Annotated in this window: 14 protein-coding genes; 3 read left to right on the top strand and 11 right to left on the bottom strand. The window is 64.4% G+C overall.

Annotated elements, in window-relative coordinates; translation table 11 throughout:
* Positions 1 to 151: 151 nt before the first annotated feature.
* Positions 152 to 1,375 (top strand): polyhydroxyalkanoate depolymerase, encoded by a 1,224-nt coding sequence (locus AB5K84_RS12415; RefSeq protein ID WP_011089442.1) that lies wholly within the window; start codon positions 152 to 154, stop codon positions 1,373 to 1,375.
* 31 nt (positions 1,376 to 1,406) lie between these two features.
* On the opposite strand, the gene AB5K84_RS12410 is transcribed toward AB5K84_RS12415, so the two are convergent.
* The 11 genes from AB5K84_RS12410 to AB5K84_RS12360 all read right to left on the bottom strand — a co-directional run bounded on the left by AB5K84_RS12410 (position 1,407) and on the right by AB5K84_RS12360 (position 19,631).
* The gene (locus AB5K84_RS12410) at positions 1,407 to 3,230 is read right to left on the bottom strand and encodes a diguanylate cyclase domain-containing protein (protein WP_441232787.1); all 1,824 of its coding nucleotides are present in this window, start codon (positions 3,228 to 3,230) and stop codon (positions 1,407 to 1,409) included.
* Between the two features lie 252 nt (positions 3,231 to 3,482).
* The gene (locus tag AB5K84_RS12405; protein ID WP_441232411.1) at positions 3,483 to 5,675 is read right to left on the bottom strand and encodes a glycosyltransferase; all 2,193 of its coding nucleotides are present in this window, start codon (positions 5,673 to 5,675) and stop codon (positions 3,483 to 3,485) included.
* 12 nt (positions 5,676 to 5,687) lie between these two features.
* Positions 5,688 to 6,968 (bottom strand): HlyD family efflux transporter periplasmic adaptor subunit, encoded by a 1,281-nt coding sequence (locus tag AB5K84_RS12400; RefSeq protein ID WP_236842121.1) that lies wholly within the window; start codon positions 6,966 to 6,968, stop codon positions 5,688 to 5,690.
* Between the two features lie 317 nt (positions 6,969 to 7,285).
* A complete protein-coding gene (locus tag AB5K84_RS12395) occupies positions 7,286 to 10,615 on the bottom strand; it encodes an adenylate/guanylate cyclase domain-containing protein (RefSeq protein ID WP_441232410.1) in 3,330 nt (1,109 codons plus the stop codon).
* Between the two features lie 316 nt (positions 10,616 to 10,931).
* Positions 10,932 to 11,447, bottom strand: coding sequence for a hypothetical protein (locus tag AB5K84_RS12390; RefSeq protein WP_441232409.1), 516 nt, complete (start codon positions 11,445 to 11,447; stop codon positions 10,932 to 10,934).
* A 449-nt stretch (positions 11,448 to 11,896) separates the two neighbouring features.
* On the bottom strand, positions 11,897 to 13,765 hold the full coding sequence (locus tag AB5K84_RS12385) for an ABC transporter ATP-binding protein (protein WP_441232408.1): 1,869 nt from the start codon (positions 13,763 to 13,765) through the stop codon (positions 11,897 to 11,899).
* A 9-nt stretch (positions 13,766 to 13,774) separates the two neighbouring features.
* Positions 13,775 to 14,701 carry a 2-hydroxyacid dehydrogenase gene (locus AB5K84_RS12380; RefSeq protein WP_375762357.1) on the bottom strand — a complete coding sequence of 309 codons (927 nt, stop codon included), beginning with the start codon at positions 14,699 to 14,701 and terminating at the stop codon, positions 13,775 to 13,777.
* Between the two features lie 13 nt (positions 14,702 to 14,714).
* Positions 14,715 to 16,043, bottom strand: a complete 1,329-nt coding sequence (locus tag AB5K84_RS12375) for an NAD(P)/FAD-dependent oxidoreductase (RefSeq protein WP_161533631.1) — start codon at positions 16,041 to 16,043, stop codon at positions 14,715 to 14,717.
* Between the two features lie 40 nt (positions 16,044 to 16,083).
* Positions 16,084 to 16,959 carry an ABC transporter permease gene (locus AB5K84_RS12370; RefSeq protein ID WP_028174577.1) on the bottom strand — a complete coding sequence of 292 codons (876 nt, stop codon included), beginning with the start codon at positions 16,957 to 16,959 and terminating at the stop codon, positions 16,084 to 16,086.
* A gap of 2 nt (positions 16,960 to 16,961) precedes the next feature.
* Entirely contained in the window at positions 16,962 to 17,912 is a 951-nt protein-coding gene (locus tag AB5K84_RS12365) for an ABC transporter permease (RefSeq protein WP_011089452.1), read from the bottom strand.
* A 27-nt stretch (positions 17,913 to 17,939) separates the two neighbouring features.
* Positions 17,940 to 19,631: a peptide ABC transporter substrate-binding protein gene (locus tag AB5K84_RS12360; protein WP_028174576.1), complete on the bottom strand. Its 1,692-nt coding sequence runs from the start codon at positions 19,629 to 19,631 to the stop codon at positions 17,940 to 17,942.
* Positions 19,632 to 19,849: 218 nt separating this feature from the next.
* Between AB5K84_RS12360 and AB5K84_RS12355 the strand changes: the two genes are divergently transcribed.
* Positions 19,850 to 20,482: a cupin domain-containing protein gene (locus AB5K84_RS12355; protein WP_028174575.1), complete on the top strand. Its 633-nt coding sequence runs from the start codon at positions 19,850 to 19,852 to the stop codon at positions 20,480 to 20,482.
* A 164-nt stretch (positions 20,483 to 20,646) separates the two neighbouring features.
* Positions 20,647 to 22,524: an ATP-binding protein gene (locus AB5K84_RS12350; protein ID WP_441232407.1), complete on the top strand. Its 1,878-nt coding sequence runs from the start codon at positions 20,647 to 20,649 to the stop codon at positions 22,522 to 22,524.
* Positions 22,525 to 22,531 lie beyond the last annotated feature (7 nt).

Raw genomic sequence — 22,531 nt, 5'->3', positions numbered from 1 at the left:
ACCCCGCCCGGCCCGCGGGCATGCCCACTACCTGTGCTTCCCGTGTGTACACCCCGCTTGAAGAGCAAGCGATGTGCCAGTTTTACGGGCGATTTGACTCAGTTTTGGCTTCGATATTGCATGGCACCATGGGACAGGTGGGCGCTTCAGTATGATGTCGATGTATTATCAAGCCTTTCAGAACCAGATGGACCTGACGGCGCCTTGGCGCGCGGGCGCCTCGTCTGCGCTCAAGTTCCTCAATCTGGTGCCGCAGGGCGTATCGCACCAGGTCGTCGGCCGGCTGTCGGCGGCGCTAGAGCTGATCTCGCGCTCCACCCTCACCTACCATCGCCCGGCCTACGGCATCGACAGCGTCATGGTAGGCAACCGTGAGGTCGCCGTCACCGAGGAGATCGCCTACGCGACCCCGTTCGGCTCGCTGCTGCACTTCAAGAAGCAGGGCGTGCCCGAGCAGCCACGCATGCTGCTGGTCGCGCCGATGTCCGGCCATTTCGCGACGCTGCTGCGCGGCACCGTGAAGACGCTGCTCCAGGACCACGACGTCTACATCACCGACTGGCACAATCCGCGCGACATTCCGCGCAGCGAGGGCCGCTTCGGGCTCGACGACTACACTGATCATCTCATCGACTTCCTCGGCCAGCTCGGCCCGCGCCCGCATATGGTGGCGATCTGCCAGCCGTCGGTCTCGGCGCTCGCGGCCGCCGCCGTCATGTGCGAGGGCAACCATCCCTCGCGGCCGGCCACGCTGACGCTGATGGCAGGGCCGATCGACACGCGGATCCAGCCGACCAGGGTGAACGAATTCGCCAAGAGCAGGCCGATCGACTGGTTCGAGCAGAACCTGATCAACTACGTGCCGGTGCAGTGCCGCGGCGCGCTGCGCAAGGTCTATCCGGGCTTCGTGCAGCTCACGGCCTTCGTCTCGATGAATCTCGAGCGGCACATCAAGCAGCACATGGACCTCGCCAACCACATCGCCAAGGGCGAGAAGGAAAAGGCGGCAACCATCAAGACCTTCTACGACGAATATTTCGCGGTGATGGATCTGCCCGCGGAATTCTACATCGAGACCGTGCGCGACGTATTCCAGGAGCATCTGCTGCCGCAGGGCAAGCTGATGCATCGGGGACGGCCGGTGAACACCAAGGCCGTCAGCCGCATGGGGCTGATGACGGTCGAGGGCGAAAAGGACGACATCTGCTCGATCGGCCAGACGCTCGCCGCGCAAGACCTCTGCACCGGCGTGCGCGCCTATCGCCGCGTGCACCACATGCAGGCCGGCGTCGGCCATTACGGCGTGTTCTCCGGCAAGCGCTGGAACAACGAGATCTATCCGCTGCTGCGGGATTTCGTGCACGTGAATTCGTGAGGCGCACGCCGCGCCGCGCGAGGGCTGCTCTTCAAGCCCGTATCGAGCCGGGCCACGCGACGACTTGCCCTGACATCACAAGGCGGTTGCGTCCGCTCTCCTTGGCGGCGTAGAGCGCTTTATCCGCAGCCACAATCAACGACGTGCAATCCGCCTTGTCGGCGAACGACATATGTGTGGCGCCACCAATACTGAGGGTGACCTGCTTGGATGGCGGGTTGAGCGCGTGGAGGATGCCGAGGTCCTGAATCGCTTGCCGGATTCGCTCGCCGACCTGCTCGCACCCTCCCATGTCCGTGTTTGGCAGCAGCAAGGCGAATTCCTCACCACCATACCGAGCGGCTACGTCTGCAGGCCGTCTGGCCTGCTCCGCCAGGACCCCGGCGACCGAGCGAAGACATGCATCGCCCGCCTGATGCCCGTACTGATCGTTGAAACGCTTGAAATGATCGACGTCCATCAGCAACAGTGACAGAGGCGTTCCTTCGCGCCTCGCCCGGTCCCATTCCGCCTCCAGCCGCTCGTCGAAGTGTCTGCGGTTTGCCAGGGCCGTCAGGCCATCCGAACTGGCGAGAGCCGACAGCTTATCCTCCAGGTCCTTACGTTCGGTCATGTCGCGCGAGATCGCCACCACGCCGTTGATGTCTCCACTCTGCGCACTCCTTGCGACGCGCAGCGCGGTTTCGATCCAGACCTCGCCTTTCTCGCGATGCCGAGTGCGATAAGTGATTCTGGCCTCCTCGGCTTCGCCGTTCATCAGCGCGGAGATCGTTTGCTCAACCCGGGCCAGGTCCGCGGGATTTATGCCGGCAAGGGCCGACGTATCCACCAATTCATTCGGAGCCCAGCCGAGAACCCGCGCGCTGGACGGCGACGTATAGAGGATGCGTCCATCGAGCGCGATGCGCATGACCATGTCTCCCGACTGCTCCGCAAGGAGGCGAAAATCCGCCTCCTTGGCGATCAGGGCGGCGGCCATCTTTTGCCGCAGGTGCAACTGGCGCACCAGCAAAAGCCCCGCAACAGCGAGCCCTCCTATCAGTCCCAGCACCGCAGCCATGCGCATCAGCGCGGCCCTGCGCCATGGAGCCAAGACGTCGTCTTCCGATTCCGTCGCAACCACGAGAACGGGGTAGCGACTGCTCAGTTGATAAAAGCTCAGTCGCCGAACGCCGTCGAGAGGCGACGTGAAGTAGTAGACGCCCGCAGCCGGCCGCTCGCGGAAATTCCTAAAGAGCGGTGCATTCGACAGATCGCGGCCCGTGTATCCGTTGTCCGGGCTACGCGCGAGGACAATGCCTTTCGCTGTCGCCAGTGAAATTGAGCCGTTCTGGCCAACGTCGAACCCGCGATAGAATTGCAGAAAGTAGTCGACATCGATCGTGGTAAGAGCCACTCCGGCAAAACTGCCGTCAGGATGATTGAAGCGCCTTGACGCGGTGATGATCCATTGCCCGCCGGACCTGCTCCTCACTGGAGGCCCAATGAAGGTTCCCCGGTCAGCCACGGCGCGATGATGCTGGAAATACTCTCGGTCGCTGTTGTTGAGACTGGCGAAATCCACAGGCTCGCTGGTCGCGAGCCAGCGGCCGGTCTCGTCATAGACGAACACGGCGCGGATCCGGTTCGCGGCTTTGCGCCGGGAAAGAAAGGTCTGAATCTTGGCGATTGCCGCCGGGCTGGTTCCCTCGAGTTCGAGTTGGCCAACCAACACATTGAGAACGGTGTCCGCGAGTTCGAACGTATCGTCCGCGTGTTGCGTCACCGACCGGGCCAGATTGGCCATGTCCGTTTCGGAGCCCTTCAGCAGCGTCTGTCGCGAGGACCACTCCCGCCAGCCGCTGAGCGCGACCATCGCCAAGCAAGCGACCGCCACAAATGCGGAGGCCCAGAGCGTCAGACGCCCCTGGCGAACATCACTACGGTGATCGATCAAGAGACGCTCCCTCCACCCTCAACCCCGTAAACGCCTTGGGCTAAGGAATGGTTGCTCGTTCCGGTTGAGGTTTTTGGCAGAGCACCGGAAGGAGACTGACGGCATCGATGAGCGGCCTGACCGTCGATCGATAGCCCATGGACTGGTCGGACGAGAAGGATAACACAGCAATCAGCTCAGCTTGACGGCCTCGAGCACTGTGCCGGCCACTCGACCAAAGTGAGGTTCAGTAAAACTCGCCGGATGCAGGCTTCGAACTCCGGCAAGATGTGCCAAGTCGTCGATCCGCGGTTGAGGCCGAATGACCAGGCTCTCTGCCGGCAGGCGTTCGGTCGGCGAAAACGACGCGGGCTTGGCGCCGCCTGCAACAATGTGGGGCAACGGCGCGGCCATTGACCAGATGTTCTTGAGCATCGCCCTGTTCACCGAGCACGCGATGACGCCGTTGCCCCTCAGGCGGGCGACGGTAAAGAGCTTCCGGATCAGCAGGTCTCGTTCAAGCGACTGCGGCAAATGGAACTGCAGCCCGACGAGATGGCCTCTTTGTTGCACGACCATCGCGTCGATCCACCCCACCTGCGCGATGTGCACGCGCAGCGGTTCTCCAGCGCGAGGACAGTCAATGCCGGCGCCGAGCAGAACGCCGGCGCCAGAGAGGGAGACGTTGCTCACGCGCCCAGAAAGCACCTCGCCGGTCCCAGTCAGGATCAAGACTGATTCATCGACATCGAAACGCTCCTCGGCACGTCCCATCCGCGCCTGCAGCGAGGTCATGCAGACGAAGAAGAGCACGACGATGTTCACGACCGACCAGAAGGCGACCATCGGTAAAGCGCCCGGATGATCGATGATCCGCCATTCCGGGATGGTGTTGAGAACCACGCCGACGACCGTCAACGCCATCAGACCCGCCGATGGCCAGAATATCTCCGCGGCGTAGCTTGCGCGTCGCGCGGCTGCGCCCTTGGGCGTTACCCTGAACGCATGCCCCGTCGGCTTGACGAGAGTCCCGAGCACCGTTGGCAAGATCTTGAAGCTCTGGATAGTCGCCGATACCTGAGCGGCGAGCGGAAAGTGCTCGTGCGGCGCGAACCAGGAGATGCCGCCGTTAAGCGCCAGGATCGCGGGGAACAAGTAATAGAAGACCGACTCAGGAGTGACGTCGACGACAGGCGCTAGCCCAGTCCACATGAACACGATCGGAACCAAGACGACCGCGAGCGCCCGCAGGCCTATTGAGAGCCAATGCGTCGGAAAGAAGAGGAGCCGATGCATCAAGCCCAGTCCGGGGCCGAGCGGGCCGTCGGCGAGATACAGCGTCTGGATCGCGCCACGCGCCCAGCGTTGCCGCTGCACGAAAAAGGCGTCAAGGCTTTCCGGCGCCAGTCCGATCGCCAGCGGCTCGCGTAGATAGCGAGTGACGTACCCCTTGCGCAGCAGGACCAGCGTCAGCAACATGTCTTCCGTGATGGACTGGGTCGGCAAGGCATCGCCCACCGCGCGGAGTGCCGCGCGACGCGTGACGGAGTTCGAACCACAACAAAAGGCACCATCCCAGCCGTCGCGCGCCGGCATGATGGAATCGAAGAAGAACCGTTGCTCGTCCGGCAGTCCCCTGTGCAGGCCGAGATTCGCCTGCATCGGGTCCTCATTGTAGAAGGTGTGCGGGATCTGAACGATTCCGATCTTTGGATCGGCGAAGAAGCCCATCGTGCGCATCAGGAAATTGCGCTGCGGCACGAAGTCCGCATCAAAGATCGCGAAGAAGTCGCCGCTCGTCTTCGTCAGGGCATGATTGATATTGCCGGCCTTGGCATTCAAGTTGTCGGCGCGCGTGAGATAGCCCGCGCCCTTTTGCTTGCAGAGTTCCCTGAGCCAAGGCCTGCGACCATCATCCAAGACCCAGACCTGGAAATTTGGATAGCCCAGGCACAGCGCGCCCGTGATCGTCTTTTCCAGCACCTCGAATGGCTCGTCATAGGTCGGAATAAAGACGTCGACCGAGGGCAGCTCGTCATCCGGCAGGCTGCGAAGCCGACGCTCGTGCTGATCTGCTTCGCTGCGGCGATCGGTCCTGCGAAGGAAAGTCAGATAGAGAATGAACTGATCTGTGAAGGTCAGAAGCTCGACGAACAGACAGAACCAGATCCAGCCGACCTGATACCAGCTCCCGCTTGCCGGCAGCACGGTGGTGCAAATACGCCATTCGAGATAGCGGGCGACCACGAGCCAAACCACGACAAAGACCGCGACTCGCGCCCAAGGGCGCGCGACTGGAAAGGTCGGCGCCAACAGGTACATCGCCGCAAAGATGCCCAGCATCGGCGCGAACAGCTGAGAGAGAGGCAGAGTCATGGCCTGCATGGAACATCTCGCTTACAGGGACGACTGGTCGAGCTCCAGGCGAGCGGTCAGCCATTTCAACTTCGAGCTGACCAATCGTAGCAGGCCGTCGGCGCTGCGCTCGAAGCGCACCTCAGCCAACCGTCCGATATCGCAGGAGCCGTTGCGGTCGGCCGACGTCTCATTGGGCGGAAGCGATATCTCTACGGTGATGTTGCCCGGATCAGGCCGCGGCACCCGAGCCGCAAGCAGCCGATCATCGCCGTAGGCTGCCGATCCGCGGACTTGCCGGATCTGGCCGGTCTTCCATTCGCGGCTCCCAATCAGGCGGACGGTAGCCGCATCTCCGGCCTTGATCTTCTCGAAATCACGCTCGGGGAGTTCAACAACGATGAACCGGCGCTCGCAATCTGCAAAATCGAAGACCGATTGCCCTTCCGTGACCATCGAGCCCGGGCTGGCCGCGACCGACCAGACCACATGGGCTGCGGGCAAGGACAGATCGTAGTGATCGAGACGATCAAGTCGAGTGCGTTCCTCTGCGATCTCCGCGGCCAGCTGCGCGGCACGTGAGCTGTTCTGCAACAGGTCCGTCTCGAGCTCCTGGCGGCGGAGGACAAGCCGCTCGCGCTGCTGCTGAGAATAGGGCACGTCATTGGCATCGCCACGAAGATAGATGCCCTTCTCGACCGCCCCCATCTCGGTCTTGAGGCGCTGCAGGCGTTCATCGGCCATCTGGCACCGCGTTGCGGTTGCCTCCTGCGAGGCCTGGGCCTCACCGGAGCGGATCTGCGAACTGATGCCGAGCTTCACGAGCCTCTCCATCCGGCCCGCGACATCGTTCCGCTGCCGCGCCTCGGCGAGACAGCCGCCTTTTTCAGCTTCCGTTTCGCCGATCTCGTGGCTCAGGCGTGCCACCATCCCCAAACGATAGTCCTCGCTGCGCTCGCCGAGCTTGCGATCGAGCTCGGCGATTTCCTCCAGTTGCCGACGTGCGAGCTCGGCGCGCTTGGTGGACATGGCAAGCTGCTGATCAAGGTCCATGAGGTGCCGGCGATCCGGCGAACGCGCCTCGACCAGCGGCACCACCCGGGTGCGCTGGAAATATTCACCCTTGCGTGGAAGATCTGACGAGAGCTGACCCGCCATCGGTGCAGTCACCCGCATGAGCTCGGCATTGACATAGGCGGAGGGAGCGATTCGGTAGGTCACATACGGCAACAGGGTCCATCCGCTCAGAGCGATGATCCCGAGCGCCAAGGATCGGCGAACAATCCGGCTGCGAATGAAACGTTCGACATGCAAGCGAACCACGACTGGATCTCCAATGGGCTTTGGTCGCTGCGCCTGCCCCAGCGAAGGCAAGCCAATCGCCGCATGGCCCGGCCCTGGGATGGAGTCTGCGCCTTGAGGCACTGAGCAATCCGACAACATTGGTGCTAGCCGAGATCGGATTCGCCGCCGCAGCAGACTCGCGTTCACAACCAAGAGAAGCGTATTTAGCTTTCACCACATTAGGTTAAGCTGTGTCAAAACCGGAAGACTACGGCTCCCCGAATCGAAGACCAGGATGCCGACCTATTCCGGCTTGAAGTCGGCGCGCCGGTTGCGCCGATCGAATGGCGGCGCGGCTAACGCCCATTCCTAAGCAGCTCTTTCGCTTCTTCGACTTCGGGAAGATTTCGTTCCGCCTCGAATTCGGCGAGGACAGGAGCGAGCAGTTCGAAAACCGCGCCCGCTCGGCCATTTGTCTTGTGCAGGCGCGCAAGTCCAATGGCGCTGCGCAGCTCGAAAGTCTTCGCCTGTTGGTGGCGTGCGATTTCCAGTGCCCGGTTGAAGGCATTTTCGGCCCCGGAATCGTCCGGAGGGTCATGTCGCGACAAAAGCTCGCCCTGGACGCGATGCAGCTCGGCATCAAGCCAATGCTGACCGGATTGTCCCGACCATGCGATCAATTCGCTCAAGATCTCCAGCCCGGTTTCGAGTTGGCCCACCTCTGCATCCGCCATCGCGACCTGCATCCCCCAAAACGGTTCACAGAGGTAGCAGTCATTCTCGCGCAGCATGGTCCATCCGCGACGCATGTCCGTCAGTCCGGCCATCCGGTCGCCGGCACGCCACTTGGCGAGGCCATTCAGGTAGGTACCGGCGGCCACGTACAGCGGCATCGTGTGGTCGCGCGCGAGACCAAGCGCCAGGATGGTATCCGTCTGCTGCAACATGCCCCCGCACAGTCCGTCGAACACGGCCCGATGAACAAGCGCATTGGCCCGGGACAGCGCCCGTTGTTCTCCCGAAGCGCTCACCGCTTCGGCTGCGAGCCGGCGCGCGCGAGCGATGCTGCCAAGCGGCCAAAGCACCAGAGCAAGAAACCTCATGATCACGAACGGCAGATCCAGCGCCGAGGGCCTGAACGTCGCGGGATCCGGCTCGGCACCATAGATCGCCAGTGCCCGCTCGAGATGCGTTCTCGCGTTCAAATAGTCGCCCCCGAACCAGCAGGTGACGCCGCCTGTCCAATGCGCAACGACGGCGGCCACCGGCGCGTCCGGTCGTCGCTCCGCGGCACTCATGATGGCGTCGGCCAGTTCCCGCATTGGAGCAAGTTCGCCGTGTGTCAGACAGGCATTGAAGAGGCCCGAATGTATCGGCGCAAGTTCCACCGGATCATTGATGTCGGCAGCGAACTGCCGGGCGCGCGTCCATGCGGCTACCGTTTCGGGGGCGCTGTGCCCGAGGCCGCCCCTTAACGCGCGGCCATATGCGATTTGAAGATGCAGCCTGCTCATCATCCGGCGAGGCTCGTCAGGCAACTCATCGGCGATGGCAATCGCCTTGCCGAGATGCGCAATTGCCTCGGAATAGGCCGAGCGTTTCAGCGCCTGCTGGCCCGCCTTGCGCCACCACTCGAGGGCGACCTCGTTCAGCCCAGCCTCGGTGAAGTGGTGTGCCAGAACTTCCGGCTCGGTCTCGGCGACGACTGGAAACTTTTCGCGCAGGACATCGCCGATGCGCGTGTGAAGCACCTGCCGTTTGCTCTTGAGCAGGCTCTCGTAGGCCGCCTCCTGAACGAGAGCGTGCTTGAAACTGTAGTTTGCCTCGGGCGGAGCCCCGCGACACACCAGCAGTTCGGCCTCCTCGAGTTGCCCCAGCGCAGCGCTCAGCGTCAGATCATCGCGTCCCGCCACATATCTCAGCAGCGCGTACGAGAAGTCGCGGCCGATGGCGGCGCCTATCTGCGCCACCTCCTTCACCGGAGCCAGCCGGTCGAGCCGCGCCATCAGCGAATCCTGCAACGTCGCGGGAATAGCGAGCGGCGGGAGCGGACTTTCGAGGCGATAGCGCCCGGCACCTTCGACGAGCCATCCGGACTCCAGCACCATCTTGGTCAATTCCTCGACGAATAGCGGGACGCCATCCGTCCTGTCGATGATCTGCTTCATCATCTCGCGTGGCAGCTGGCGACCGACAGTCACCTGCTCGACCAGCGCCCGCGTGTCCTGCCGATCGAGCCGGTCGAGCCGCAACAGAGTGACGTTGGCAAGGCCCGACCAGGAGGGCTCGAACTCCGGCCGCGACGTCATGAGCACGAGTATCGGCAGTCGCCTGATCCGGTCGACCGTGAGATCGAACAGTTCAAGTGTCGTGGCATCGGCCCAATGCATATCCTCGCAGATGATCAGCAGGGGCTGCTCTCGCGCCAATCCCTCAAGCTGATCGAGAAGGGTGGCAAAGGTCTGTCGCCGCAGCTGCGCCGGGCTCAGACCGAGCGGCGGATAACGGTCGCCGGTTGGGATCGAAAGCAGTGCCGCAATGAGCGCCGTCGCCCGGGCAACCTGCTGCGTTCCAAGCGCCAGCATCGCCTCGAGCTTGTCGAGCTTTTGCCCGGGCGTGTCGTGCGAGCAAATGCCGGCAGCGCGCTCGACTTGCGCGACAAAGGGATGAAGCGCACTGTTGGTGTGGTACGGCGAGCACTGATATCGCACGCGGCGGTGCGCCCCCAACACGGGGCTTTCGGACAGCATTGCGACCATGCGCGACTTGCCGATGCCGGCTTCGCCGGAAATCAGCACCATCTGCCCTTGCCCCTGCCATGCCAACCGCTGGCGCGAGAGCGTGAGTTCGATCTCCTCCTTGCGGCCGACAAAGCCGATCGAGCGCGCCGCGTGGACCGCCTCGAAGCGACTTTCCGATGCAGGCGCTCCCTCGACTGCCCAGACCGCGATGGGTTCGGATATCCCCTTGACCTCGCGGCGGCCGAGGTTGCGAAAAGTGAAGAGATCACCGAGCAGCCGGCGCGTCGACGAGGCAACGACGACCGCTCCCGGCTCCGCCAGGCTCTGGAGCCGGGCAGCGAGGTTTGGTGTATCGCCGACCGTTGCGCTCTCCTCTGACGCATCTCCGCTGATGAGGTCGCCGACCACCACAAGCCCGGTCGCGATTGCGATCCGCAACTCAACCCGTTCGTCGCCGCTCGTCTTGAGCTGTCGCATCGCAGAGATTGCGTCGAGGCCCGCGCGCACTGCGCGCTCCGCGTCATCCTCGTGGGCGCGCGGATAGCCGAAATAGACGAGTATTCCGTCGCCGACGAACCTGGCTATGCTGCCGTCATAGGCGGAAATGACCCTCGCGCAGGCAGCGCGATAGGCCCGGATCACTTCCCACATATCCTCGGGATCGAGACGCGCCGAGAGTGCGGTCGAGCCGACCAGATCGCAAAACATGACGGTGAGGTGGCGCCGCTCGGCGTCGTGAGGAGGAGCCGGCGATGCGATCAACGCGGCGGGATCGAGGTCGGCAATAGCACGCAGCATTTTACGGCGATGGCCGAGCAGGACTCCGAGCTTATCGAAGTCCTCGTCCATCAGCTCGGGAAGGACGCCCATGTCGACGCCATTTTGGACAAAACGCTCTGCGTACTGCCCAAGTCCCAGCTTCTCGAGCCACTCCGCAATCTGCATTGGCTCCACCGATCCTGTGGTTGGCGGTTAGCAGAATTTTGGACCACGGCGCGGGGACGATATCCCAACATCATCATGATGGCACGTCTTGTTTGTTGCGCGATAAACTCAGGTTGCTCAGTACCGATACGGCTTCCAAGCAGCGGCATTGCCCGATGCGAACGGCAGCGCCACCAAAAATCGTCAGCACGCAGCGTTGAACGACGGAGGTTGCGATGATTCGTGGCTACTCACCCCGTACCTGAGACCCGCTCCAACACTGCGGCTCGTGTCCGCGTCACCACGCCTGGCAGACGCTTTCCGTGAGCGCAGTCCTTCATTCCTTGTCCATCGACGCTTCGTAGCTGCGAGCCATCGTGCCCGCCGCAACTTGAAGCGAAGAGCCAACCACCCAACAGCCGGCCACAAAGCCTATCAGGCCGTTGGGGAGATTTTGATCAAGGACAAGGATGCTGACTGACAGGGTTGCGGCAATGGCGGCGACGAACGTTCCGGCCGCACTCATGATCTCAACCGCCTCGGAACCGGTGTATTCGTCCGAGAGGCTCGAGATCGACTTCCGAGCGACACTGCGAGACAAATCAATTCCGACATAATAGCTGAGAGCTCCGTAGAGCGTGGTCATCAGCACAATCCAGCCGCTTTCAAACAGTCCGTCTCTCTGACGCAACAGGGTCGCGCCCACATAGAGGCCGCAAGAGGCCCCAACGGCTGCGAGCCCAATTCTTTCAAGAAAATGGGCCGATTTGATCAGGCTGGAACGAGCGATCCGAAGATCGCCGGCTTGCCTCGTTTCGGACGCTGCACTGGAAACTGCATCGCCTAGCTTCATTGGTGAGCTCCTTCTTGGGTAAGTAGCAGCCTACCGGTCGCCCCCGAATAGAGGCAGCCTCGTGGACGCGTCTTGCGATTCCCCTGATTCCAATTTCTGAAAAATCTGTGCTGAGTGATGGGGCTGGCTTGCTCGCGAGCAAGACGAGAGCCAATCCAAAGCTGCGAGCACGCGGCTTCGCAGGCATTGCATCTCACCCGTGTCTGTCAGTTAGCTTCGGGTGCGGCAATTTCTTGCGGAATTGGTAGCTCGAGAAGAGTGTGATGGAATATGAGATCGTTCACATTCCGCAGCTCCCTGTCGCTCGATCCGGTCACGATTTCCGGAGGACGAGTCTGCATCTGCCCGGCGCTTTCGCCGACATCAAACCTATCTACACTTGCCTGCTTCGTACACGTCAACTCATGCGTTCGGTCACGTCATCGGAAACGTACCGCATCCTGCGCGCCTCAGGCCGACCACTCCTCGCCCCACACCTGGACGACGTGACCAGGCGAGACCTCGCGATATTGCCGCACCGGCGGCTGGTAGTCCGGCGCGCGCACCGGGCTCCTGATCTCGTCGTTGGAGGCCTCGCGCTTGGTGCCGCGGCGCGCGGGATCGGGGACCGGCACGGCGGCCATCAGCTTCTTCGTATAGGGATGCTGCGGATTGCCGAACAAATCTGCGCGCGGGCCGATCTCGACGATCTCGCCGAGATACATCACCGCGACCCGGTGGCTCATGCGCTCGACCACCGCGATGTCGTGGGAAATGAAGAGGTAGGCAAGGCCCATGCTGGCCTGAAGGTCGAGCATCAGGTTGACGACCTGCGCCTTCACCGAGACGTCGAGTGCCGAAACCGCCTCGTCCGCGACGATCAGCTTCGGCCCGAGCGCGAGCGCCCGCGCAATGCAGATGCGCTGGCGCTGGCCGCCGGAGAATTCATGCGGGAAGCGCGCGGCCATGTCGGCGGTCAGGCCGACGCGCACGAGCAGGTCGGCGACCTTGTCGCGCCCCTGCGCAGCGGTGGCGAGGCCGTTGGCCAGCAGCGGCGCTGCGATCGCCGTCCCCACCGACATGCGCGGATTGAGGCTCGCGAACGGATCCTGAAACACGATCTGCATCTGCTTGCGGAAGTCGCGCAAGGTGCGGCCGTTCATCGCCAGCACATCCTGGCCGTCGAGCAGAACCGTCCCGTTGTCCGGCTCGAGCAGCTTGAGGATCGAGCGGCCGGTCGTCGACTTGCCGCAGCCGGATTCACCGACCAGCGCCAGCGTCTCGCCGGCGTGCAAGGTGAAGGAGACGTTCTCGACCGCGTGGACGCGGCCGGAGACCTTGCCGAACAATCCCGAGCGGATCGGAAAGCGCGTGGTGAGGTTCGAGACTTCGAGCAGCGGGCGCTCGGCAGTCGAGACCGTATCCGGTGTCTCGGTCGGCTCATCTGAGGTGCCGGTGACCTTGTCGACAATCGGAAAGCGCATCGGCCGCGGACGCCCGTCCATCGAGCCGAGGCGAGGCACCGCCGCGAGCAGCGCGCGGGTGTAGGGATGCGAGGGCGCGGCAAAGATGCGCGACGTCGCATCGGTCTCCACCGCCTGCCCGCCATACATCACGACCGTGCGGTCCGCGATCTCGGCGACCACGCCCATGTCGTGGGTGATGAAGAGGATCGACATCCCCTCTTCCTGCTGGAGCTCCTTCAGGAGCTCCAGGATCTGGGCCTGGATCGTGACGTCGAGCGCGGTGGTCGGCTCGTCGGCGATCAGGAGTTTCGGCTTGCAGGCCAGCGCCATCGCGATCATCACGCGCTGGCGCATGCCGCCGGAGAAGCGGTGCGGATGCTCGTGGAAGCGAGATTTCGCGGCGGGGATGCGGACGCGGTCGAGCAGCCGGACGGTCTCGGCCTCGGCCGCCGCCCGCGACATGCCGCGATGCTGGATCAGCGCTTCCGCAATCTGGAAGCCGATGGTGAGCACCGGATTGAGGCTCGTCATCGGCTCCTGGAAGATCATGGCAACGTCGTTGCCGCGGATGTCCTTCATGCTCGCTTCGGGCAGCGCGAGGAGATCGCGGCCGGCGAGCGTGACGCGCCCTTCGATCCGCCCGCTCTCCTTCGGAATGAGCCGCATGATCGACAGCGCAGTGACACTCTTGCCCGAACCGGACTCGCCGACGATCGCCACGGTCTCGCGCGGCGCGACGTCGAACGACACGTTGCGGACGACGGGGATCCATTGCCGCTCGCGCATGAAGGACGTGGTCAGGCCCGCGACCGACAGCACCGGCCCCTGCGCTTCGGCAATGACTTGGTCAGATCTGCTGGCGCCGATGCTCATGCGAGTGTCCTAGTAGCCGCGCGTACGATCGACACGCCCCGGCAGATCCTCGCCGCGACGGTGACGTGCGATGACGTCGAGCACATAGTCGACGGCCGTATCCGGCGTGGTCATGCTGGCGTTGTGCGGCGTCAGCAGGATGCGCGGATGGCTCCAGAATGGATGGCCCGCCGGCAGCGGCTCGGGATCGGTGACGTCGAGGATAGCCCCCGAGAGTGCGCCGCTGTCGAGAGCCGCGAGGATATCGGGCTCGACGAGATGCGGGCCGCGCCCGACATTGACCAGGGAGGCGCCGCGCGGCAGGCGCGCGAACAGGTCCGCGTTCAGGATCCCGCTTGTCTCATCGGTCAGAGGCAGCAGGCAGACGAGAATGTCGGTCTGCGCAAGGAAGTCGGGCAAGGCATCCATGCCCGCATGGCAGATAACGCCCTCGATCTCGCGCGGCGAGCGATTCCAGCCGAGACGCGGGAAGCCGAACGCCTTGAGGCGTTCGAGCACGGCCTGGCCGAGCTGGCCGAGCCCCATCACGCCGACACGCCGCCGCTTCGCCGGCGTGATCCGGATCTCGCGCCAGACCTGTTCCTTCTGCTGGGCGATGAAGTGCAGGAGATCGCGATGCAGGGCGAGCACGGCCATGGTGACGTATTCCACCATGGTCTCGGCAATGCCGGGCTCCAGCATGCGCACCAGCGGGATGTGCGGTGGAAGTTTGCTGGCGTCGAACTGGTCGACGCCGGCGCCGACCGAGAAGACCAGCTCGAGGTTTGGAAAGGTCGCCGCGATGTTATCAGGCGGCACCCACGCCACGAGATAGCGCACCTCGGCGGGATCGCCGATGTCGGGCCAGAGCCGGAACGGCAGATGCGGCGCGCGCTCCGCGAAGAAGCGCGCCCACTCCGCGCCGCGCACCATGTTGGCCTTGTAGAGAACCGTCATGCGGCCAAGGCCCTCAGAACGGGCTGACCGGCGCGAGCCGGCGGCCGTCGATCATGCGCTTGTGGCTGTAGGGCTCAGGATCGACCAGCGGCGTCGAGCCGGTCACGATGTCGGCGGCGAGCTTGCCGGCCGCAGGGCCGATGCCAAAACCGTGGCCGGAGAAGCCGGTGGCGAGGAAGAAGCCCGGCAGCGCATCGACCGGCGAGATCACCGGGATCGTATCGGGCGTGCAGTCGATCGTGCCGCCCCAGGCTTCCGCGATCTCGATGTCCTTCAATTCGGGGTTCGACTTGATCAGCGCTGATAGCGCCGCATTGACCAGCGACATGTCGGGCGCGGGATCGCGCACCCGTTCGGTCTCGAACGGCGACGGCTTGTCGAGGCTCCAGCTGGTGCCGCGCATGAGCTGGTCGAAGAACGACTTGCCGAACGACATCTTCAGTCCGTTGCGGCGATGCAGATAGGTCGGCCAGAAGGTGCGCGCGTAGCGGAACAGATCGGGCGACAGCTCGACCGTGCCGCGGTTGCGCAGCGCCAGCGTAAAGCCGCCGTCGAGCCGGCGGCGGATGCAGTAAAAATCGGTACCGAGCGCACCCGACGTGATCTCCGGTCCGGGCGTGGTGCGGCATGCGGTGGCGTTGACGAGGCCGATCGGCAGCTCGATGCCGTGACGGCGGCAGAACAGCGACGACCACGCGCCGCCCGAGAGCAGCACGGATTGCGCGCGGATGGTGCCCTTCTCGGTGACGACGGCGCTGACCCGCCCGCCGGTCGTCTCCAGCCCGCGCGCGGCGCAGCCCTGGTGGATCGTAACGCCGTGCTTTCGCGCGGCAGTCGCAAGCGCGGGCACGGCCATCGACGGCTCCGCGCGGCCGTCGCTCGGCGTGTGCAGGCCGCCGACCCACTTGTCGGCATTGCCGGGCATGCGCTCGGCGACCTCCGCCGGCGTCAGGACGGTGGAGTGTACCTGCTGCTCGCGCGCGATCGCGGCCCAGCGTTCCCAGCCGGCGAGCTCGTCCTTGCTCTTGGTCAGGAACAAGACGCCGGTGCGGCGGAAGCCGGCATCGACGCCGGCGTCGTTCTGCATGTCCTCCCACAGCCGCAGCGCCTCGCGCGCCAGCGGAATCTCCTCACGCGCGCGGCCCTGCTGGCGGCACCAGCCCCAATTGCGGCTCGACTGTTCGCCGCCGACATGCCCCTTCTCGACGAGCGCGACGGAAAGCCCCTTCTTCGCCAGATGATAGGCCGCCGAGACGCCGATGACGCCGCCGCCGATGACGACGACGTCGGCCTGCGCCGGCAGGCGTTCGTCGCTATTTATACGGTTGAGCGGCGGGGACATCGGACACTCCTGGACTTCAGTTCGATCGAGCTCTTGCTCGTCATGGGATATTCATCCTGGGATCGAGCGCGTCACGCAGGCCGTCGCCGAGGAAGTTGAAGCTCGTGACCGCGAGCGTGATGGCGAGGCCCGGCGCAATGGCGAGCCACGGCGCGCTGGTGAGATAGATCTGCGCGTTGTTGAGCATGTTGCCCCAGCTCGCGGCCGGCGGCTGGATGCCGTAGCCGAGATAGCTGACATAGGATTCGAGCAGGATCGCCTTGGCGACGTTCAGCGTCGCCGCGACCACGATCGGCGCGATCGCGTTGGGTACGAGCTCGCGGAACATGATCCGCAGGTTCGACGAGCCGAACGCGACGGCGGCGACCGCGAACTCGCGCTCCCTGAGCGAACGAACCTGGGCCTCGACGACGCGGGCAACGCTCATCCAGGCGGTCGCCGCGATCAGCACGGTGGTGGTGACGAGGCCGGGCTCGGTCAGCGCGGCGAGCGCAAGCAGCAGGAAGATGGTCGGAAAGCACAGCACGGCGTCGACGAGCCGCATCAGGACCGCTCCGACCACGCCGCCATAGAAGCCGGCGAAGGCGCCGACGGCGATGCCGACCGCCATCGCGATCACCATCGCGACGATGCCGATTGAGAGCGACACCCGTCCGCCCATCATCAGCCGCGCCAGCACGTCGCGGCCGAGCTCGTCGGTGCCGAGGATGTGCGCGCCCGAGAGCGGCGGCGCGAACCGCTTCATGATGTCGATATAGGTGTCGTCGAACGGCAAGAGATATGGACCCAACGCCGAGCCGAGGACGAGAACGAGGATGATCACGGCGCCCGCAAGCGCGAGCCGGTGCCGGCGGAATCGCCGCCAGGCGGCCTGGCCGGGCGCGAGCTGGTCGGTGGAGAGAACCGCGCTCGTCATCGCTAGCCCACCCGGATGCGCGGATCGACGACGGCATAGAAGATGTCGGCGAGCAGCGAGCCGATCAGCACCATGGTCGCCGAAAACATCAGGATGCCCATCACCACGGGATAGTCGCGGTAGCCGATGGAATCGAGGAACAGACGCCCCATGCCGGGCCAGGTGAACACGGTCTCGGCGACCAGCGCGCCGCCGAGCAGCGTCGGAAACTGGAGGCCGGCCACCGTGATCATCGGCAGCAGCGCATTGCGAAGCGCGTGCACGGTGAGGATCCGCCATTCCGGCATGCCCTTGGCGCGCGCGGTACGGATGTAATCCTGGTTGATGACCTCGAGCATCGAGGAGCGCATGAAGCGGCCCCACATCGCGGTCTCGACCAGCGCCAGCACCAGGGCGGGCGCGATCAGATGATGCAGCAGGTCGAGGAAGGAGCCGTCGCCGACGGTCTCGCGGTTGCCGGCCGGCAGCCAGCCGAGCTTCACCGAGAACACGTAGATGGTGACGAGGCCGAACCAGAAGGTCGGGATCGACAGCGCGATCATGGCGCCGACGGTTGCGAGCGTGTCGAACAGCGAATAGCGGCGCAGCGCGCCAAGGATACCGATCCAGCAGCCGAGCAGCACCGCAATGATCGTCGCGGTCGCCATCAGCTCCAGCGTTGCGCCGAGATGCGAGGAGATCACCGACAGCACCGCCTCGCCGTCGCGGTAGGACTTGCCCCAATCGCCTTTGAGCATGCGGCCGAACCAGTCGAGATACTGGATCGGCAGCGGCCGATCGAGGCCGAGCTGCCTGGTGACGCGGTCGAGATCCTCCTGCGTCATCTGCGCGGAGGCAGCAAATTGCGAGAGCGGACCGCCCGGCGCCAGATGCAGCAGGGCGAATCCGATCGCCGAGACGATCACAAGCAGCATGATCGCCTGCGCCAGGCGATTGACGACATAACGGGCCATCTCAGGCGATCCAGCGAGCCGGATCCATCAGGCCCAGTACCATTCGCGGATGTTCCAGCAATTGATGGAGGTGTTGATGTTGGGACGGAAACCCTGCAGCCCTTCCTTCACGCCTTCGGCGATGAAGCCCTGGAACATGGGCAGGATCGCGAGGTCGTTGCGGATCAGCTTTTGCAGATCGCCATAGGTGGTCTTGCGCTGCGACAGATCGAACTGCTTGGCGCCTTCGGCGAGAAGACGATCGGCCTCCGGGCTCTGGTACTGATAGGTGTTGTAGCCGCGGCCGCCCTTGGCGGGAATGGCGCCGGAGCCGAAGCGCGGCGTCACGTCGGGGTCGCTGCCCAGCATGAAGTTCACCGACACCAGCACCGAGTTGAACTTCGACTGCTGCCAGAAGTCGCCCCAGATCACCGCCGCCGGCATGTTGTTGACGCGCATCGCAGCACCAATCGCGCGCCAGTCCTGGACCAGGAGCTGCTGGGTCTGCTCGCGCACCGCATTGCCTGACGTCGTCGAGTTGGTGAATTCGAGCTTGACGCCGCCCTTCTCGCGAACGCCGCTGGAGCTGCGAACCCATCCCGCCGCATCGAGCAGCGCATTGGCCTTGGCGGGATCGTATTTGTGCTGCGGCAGGCCCTTCTGGAACGACCACGCCTGCTGCGGCACGAAGCTCTCGGTCTGCGTCGGCAGGCCGTAATAGAGCGCGTCGATGATCGCCTGCTTGTTGATGGCGAGGTAGAGCGCCTCGCGCACCGCGCGGTCGGCGAAGGGACCGAAATCCAGGTTGGGCGCGATATGCTCCACCGAGGACGTCGCCGAGACGAAGATCTTGCGGCCCTTCAGCGTCTTCGCCTCCTGCACGAAGTTCGGCAGGATGCCTTGCAGGCCGGTGTAGTCGACCTGGCCGGTGCGGAACTGGGTGTAGAGCACGGTGAGGTCGGGGATGTATTTGAACACTACGCGTTCGACGTACGGCCCCTTGCCGTGATAGCCGGTGTGGGCATTCAGGAGAATGTGGTCGCCGGGCACGCGCTCACCCCAGCGGAACGGTCCGGTGCCGACAGGCGCATTGTGGAACGGCGAGGCGTTCGGATCTGACACCTTCTCCAGGATGTGCTTGGGCACGATGAAGGTCAGCGATCCCAGGATCGACATATAGGGCGAATAGGGAGCTTCCATTCGCCAGTGGATCTCGTCCGCCGCGACGACCTTGATGTCCTTCACGAGGCTGTGGCCGACGCGGCTGCGCGCGCGGAAATCGGGATTGTTGATCAGCTCGAGCGAGAACTTCACGTCGTCGGCCGTGAACGGCGTGCCGTCATGCCACTTCACGTCGCTGCGCAGCTTGATCTTCCAGGTCAGGCCGTCGGCCGACAGGCCGCCATTCTCGATGGTCGGGACCTCGCGCGCCAGATCGGGAACGAAATTGCCCTCGGGATCGATGTACCAGAGCAGCGAGAACACCTGCCACCAGACGCCCTGATCGACCTCGATGCCGGGCATCAGCGGATGGAAGACGGTCGGCTCCTGCGACAGCGCCGCAATCACCTGCCCGCGCGGCTTGTCCGGCGGATTGGTCGGGCGCTCGGTCTGGGCGAAGGCATTGCCTGCGAGGCTCCATCCCGCCGCGGCGCCGGCCCCGAGCTGGAAGAATTGACGGCGATTCGGACTACCGAGATGCACTGCCCCAACGCCGAACCTGCCGGTGTCGTTTGCCATGACCCACTCTCCGTTGTCGCACACGGCACCGTCTCCCGCGCCCCGAGACCCCGGCAGGGGACAGGAGTGGGCTTTAGTGCTTCTAAATTTTTCGATCAAAAGTTCATCATGACTAAATACAGCTGTCAATCGCATTGCTAGTATGCGCGACCTTTTCACTCCGACTGAAGCCTCGGACCGATGCGGTCCAAGGCTGAGATGATGCATGGGAGAGCGACATGGATGGTCGCGGCGATACCAACGGTCCGAAGGACGCTCCGACGATCGAGGCCGACGATGCGGTCGACCAGCGCCTCGGCGAAACCGTACGGCTGCTGCGTCAGCGCGCCGGCCTCTCGATCCAGGACGTCGCCAACAAGACCGGCCTGTCGAACGGCATGATCAGCCAGCTCGAACGCGCGCGCGCCATGCCGTCGATCCGCACGCTGCGCCTGCTCAGCATCGCGCTCGACGTGCCGATCTCCTATTTCTTCGAGACCACCGATCCCGGCGACGTGCAGCGCTACATCGTGCGCAAGAACAGCCGTCGGCTGCTGCGCCTCACCGCGAGCGGCGTCGTCAAGGAAGCGCTCACCCCGGATGGCAAGGGCCAGCTCGAACTCTACGAGCTCACGCTCAATCCCGGCGCCTCGTCCGGCACCGACTTCCTGCAGCACACCGGCGAGAAGGCCGGCTACATCCTGTCCGGCAGCCTGCGGCTGTGGCTCGACAACCAGGCCCACGTGCTCGAGGCCGGCGACAGTTTTCGTTTCCCGAGCATCGTGCCGCACATGTTCGACAACCCGACCCAGCAGACGGCGCGCGTGATCTGGGTGACGACATTGCGCCAGACCGATTCGCCGGCGGGTTGAAGCCCGAGGCAGGCCGGGCCTCGTTTCCGGGACGGCCGGCCGTCCCGCGCCACCTGAAATTGCCCCTCGACGGAAACGCACGGAATCTGTAGCTCACATAATGGCGGACTCCTCGACAGGACGGGGCCGGTACGGTCCGCGGCTGGCGTCTTGGGTGTGAGGCCATGAAACTCAGGGGGGTTGTGACATTTGCGATGGCCACCCAGGTCGTCGTGACCGCCGCACTCCTTCTCGCTTCCTATGCCATGACCGGCACCGCCGGCCCGCGCGGGTTCGGCATGGCCCAGCTCATCGCCCTGATGGCGAGCGGTGTCGTTGCGGTGCTGCTCGCGCGTCTCTGCACGAGCGCGATCGAGACGTCGCAAGCCGAGCGGGCTGCCGCGCAACTGGCCGATCGGGCGAAGGCCGTCGCCGAGAGCGCACAGATGACGCAAGCCGTCATCAAGACCGCGCTCGACGCCTTCATTCAGACCGACGAACGCGGCATCGTCGTGGAATGGAGCTTTCAGGCCGAAGCCCTGACCGGATGGTCGCGGCAGGAGGCCATCGGCGCCGACGTCGTCGACCTCCTCGTCGCCGAGCCGCTCCGCGCCGGCTTCAGGCAGCGCATGATGCGGCTGCTGCCGGAACTGTCGGATACGCCAATCGGCATTCGCTTCGAGGTGAGCCTGCTGCACAGGAACGGCGATGCGATCCTGGTCGAGGCGTCGGGCACGGCCCTCCGGCTTGGCGGGCGCACCATCATCAACAGTTTCGTCAAGGACATCACCCAGAAGCGCGCCGCCGAGGAGCAGCTGATACAGGCCCAGAAGATGGAGGCGGTCGGGCAGCTCACCGGCGGCATCGCGCACGAATTCAACAACATGCTCACCGTGATCACCGGCACGATCGAGATCCTTGCCGACGCCGTAAAGGACAATCCGCCGCTTGCAACCATCACCAAGCTGATCAGCGAGGCCGCCGATCGCGGCGCCGCGCTGACCTCGAGCCTGCTGTCCTTTGCAAGGAAGCAGGCGCTGCAGCCGACGGAGATCGACGTCAACGAACTGCTCGAGGAGCTCGCCAAACTGCTGCTGGCGACCTTCGACAAGAAGATCGAGATCGTGACAAAGCTCGACAGCAAGGTCTGGCTCGCCTTCGTCGACCGCGGCCAGCTGAGCTCGGCGCTGCTCAACCTCGCGATCAACGCCCGCGACGCCATGCTGGACGGCGGCAGGCTGACCCTGACCACACGCAACGTCGTGTTCGGCGTGCGCGAGGCCGTGGCGGTCGGCGCCGGCTATGCCGGCGACTATGTCGAGATCGAGATCGCCGACACCGGCACGGGCATCCGGCGGGCGATCCTGGAGCGGATCTTCGATCCGTTCTTCTCGACCAAGGAGGTCGGCAAGGGCACGGGGCTCGGGCTCAGCATGGTGTTCGGCTTCGTCAAGCAATCCGGCGGCGGCATCAAGGTCGCGTCCGAGGAAGGCCGCGGCACGACATTCACGATCTACCTGCCGAAGGCCGAGACCAGCACGCTGCGCCCCGCCGGCTATGACGATCGCAAGGTCGTGGGCGGACAGGAGACCATCCTCTGCGTCGAGGACGATCGCGACGTCCGCCAATACGTCGCGGTCCAGCTCGAGAGCCTCGGCTACAAGGTCATCCCCGCCGCCAACGCGACCGAAGCGCTCGCCATCGCCGCGGAGGGCAAGGCGTTCGACCTGCTGTTCACCGACATCGTGATGGCCGGCGGCATCAACGGACGCGAGCTCGCCGAGCAGATGGTGGCCGCGCGGCCGTCCCTGCGGGTGCTGTTCACCTCCGGATACGCCTACGACTCGATGCACGCGCAGGGCCGCGCCACGAAGGGCGCCCCGCTTCTGACAAAACCCTATCGCAAGGCCGAGCTCGCGCGCATGCTGCGCCGCTCTCTCGACACCGCCGTCGATTCCGTGGGCGACGCGATCCCGACGCCCTACTCGGTGCAGGCCGATGTCGAGGGCTTTTTGCGCTGGCAAGCAGCTGAAGACAGCGGCACGACGCGGTCGCGAAAGTAGCTCTCTG

The organism is Bradyrhizobium sp. 1200_D9_N1_1, from assembly GCF_052075915.1.
In the GTDB taxonomy this organism is placed as follows: domain Bacteria; phylum Pseudomonadota; class Alphaproteobacteria; order Rhizobiales; family Xanthobacteraceae; genus Bradyrhizobium; species Bradyrhizobium diazoefficiens.
Note: the sequence above shows the minus strand (reverse complement) of the source record. Positions and strands in the feature narration are given on the sequence as shown.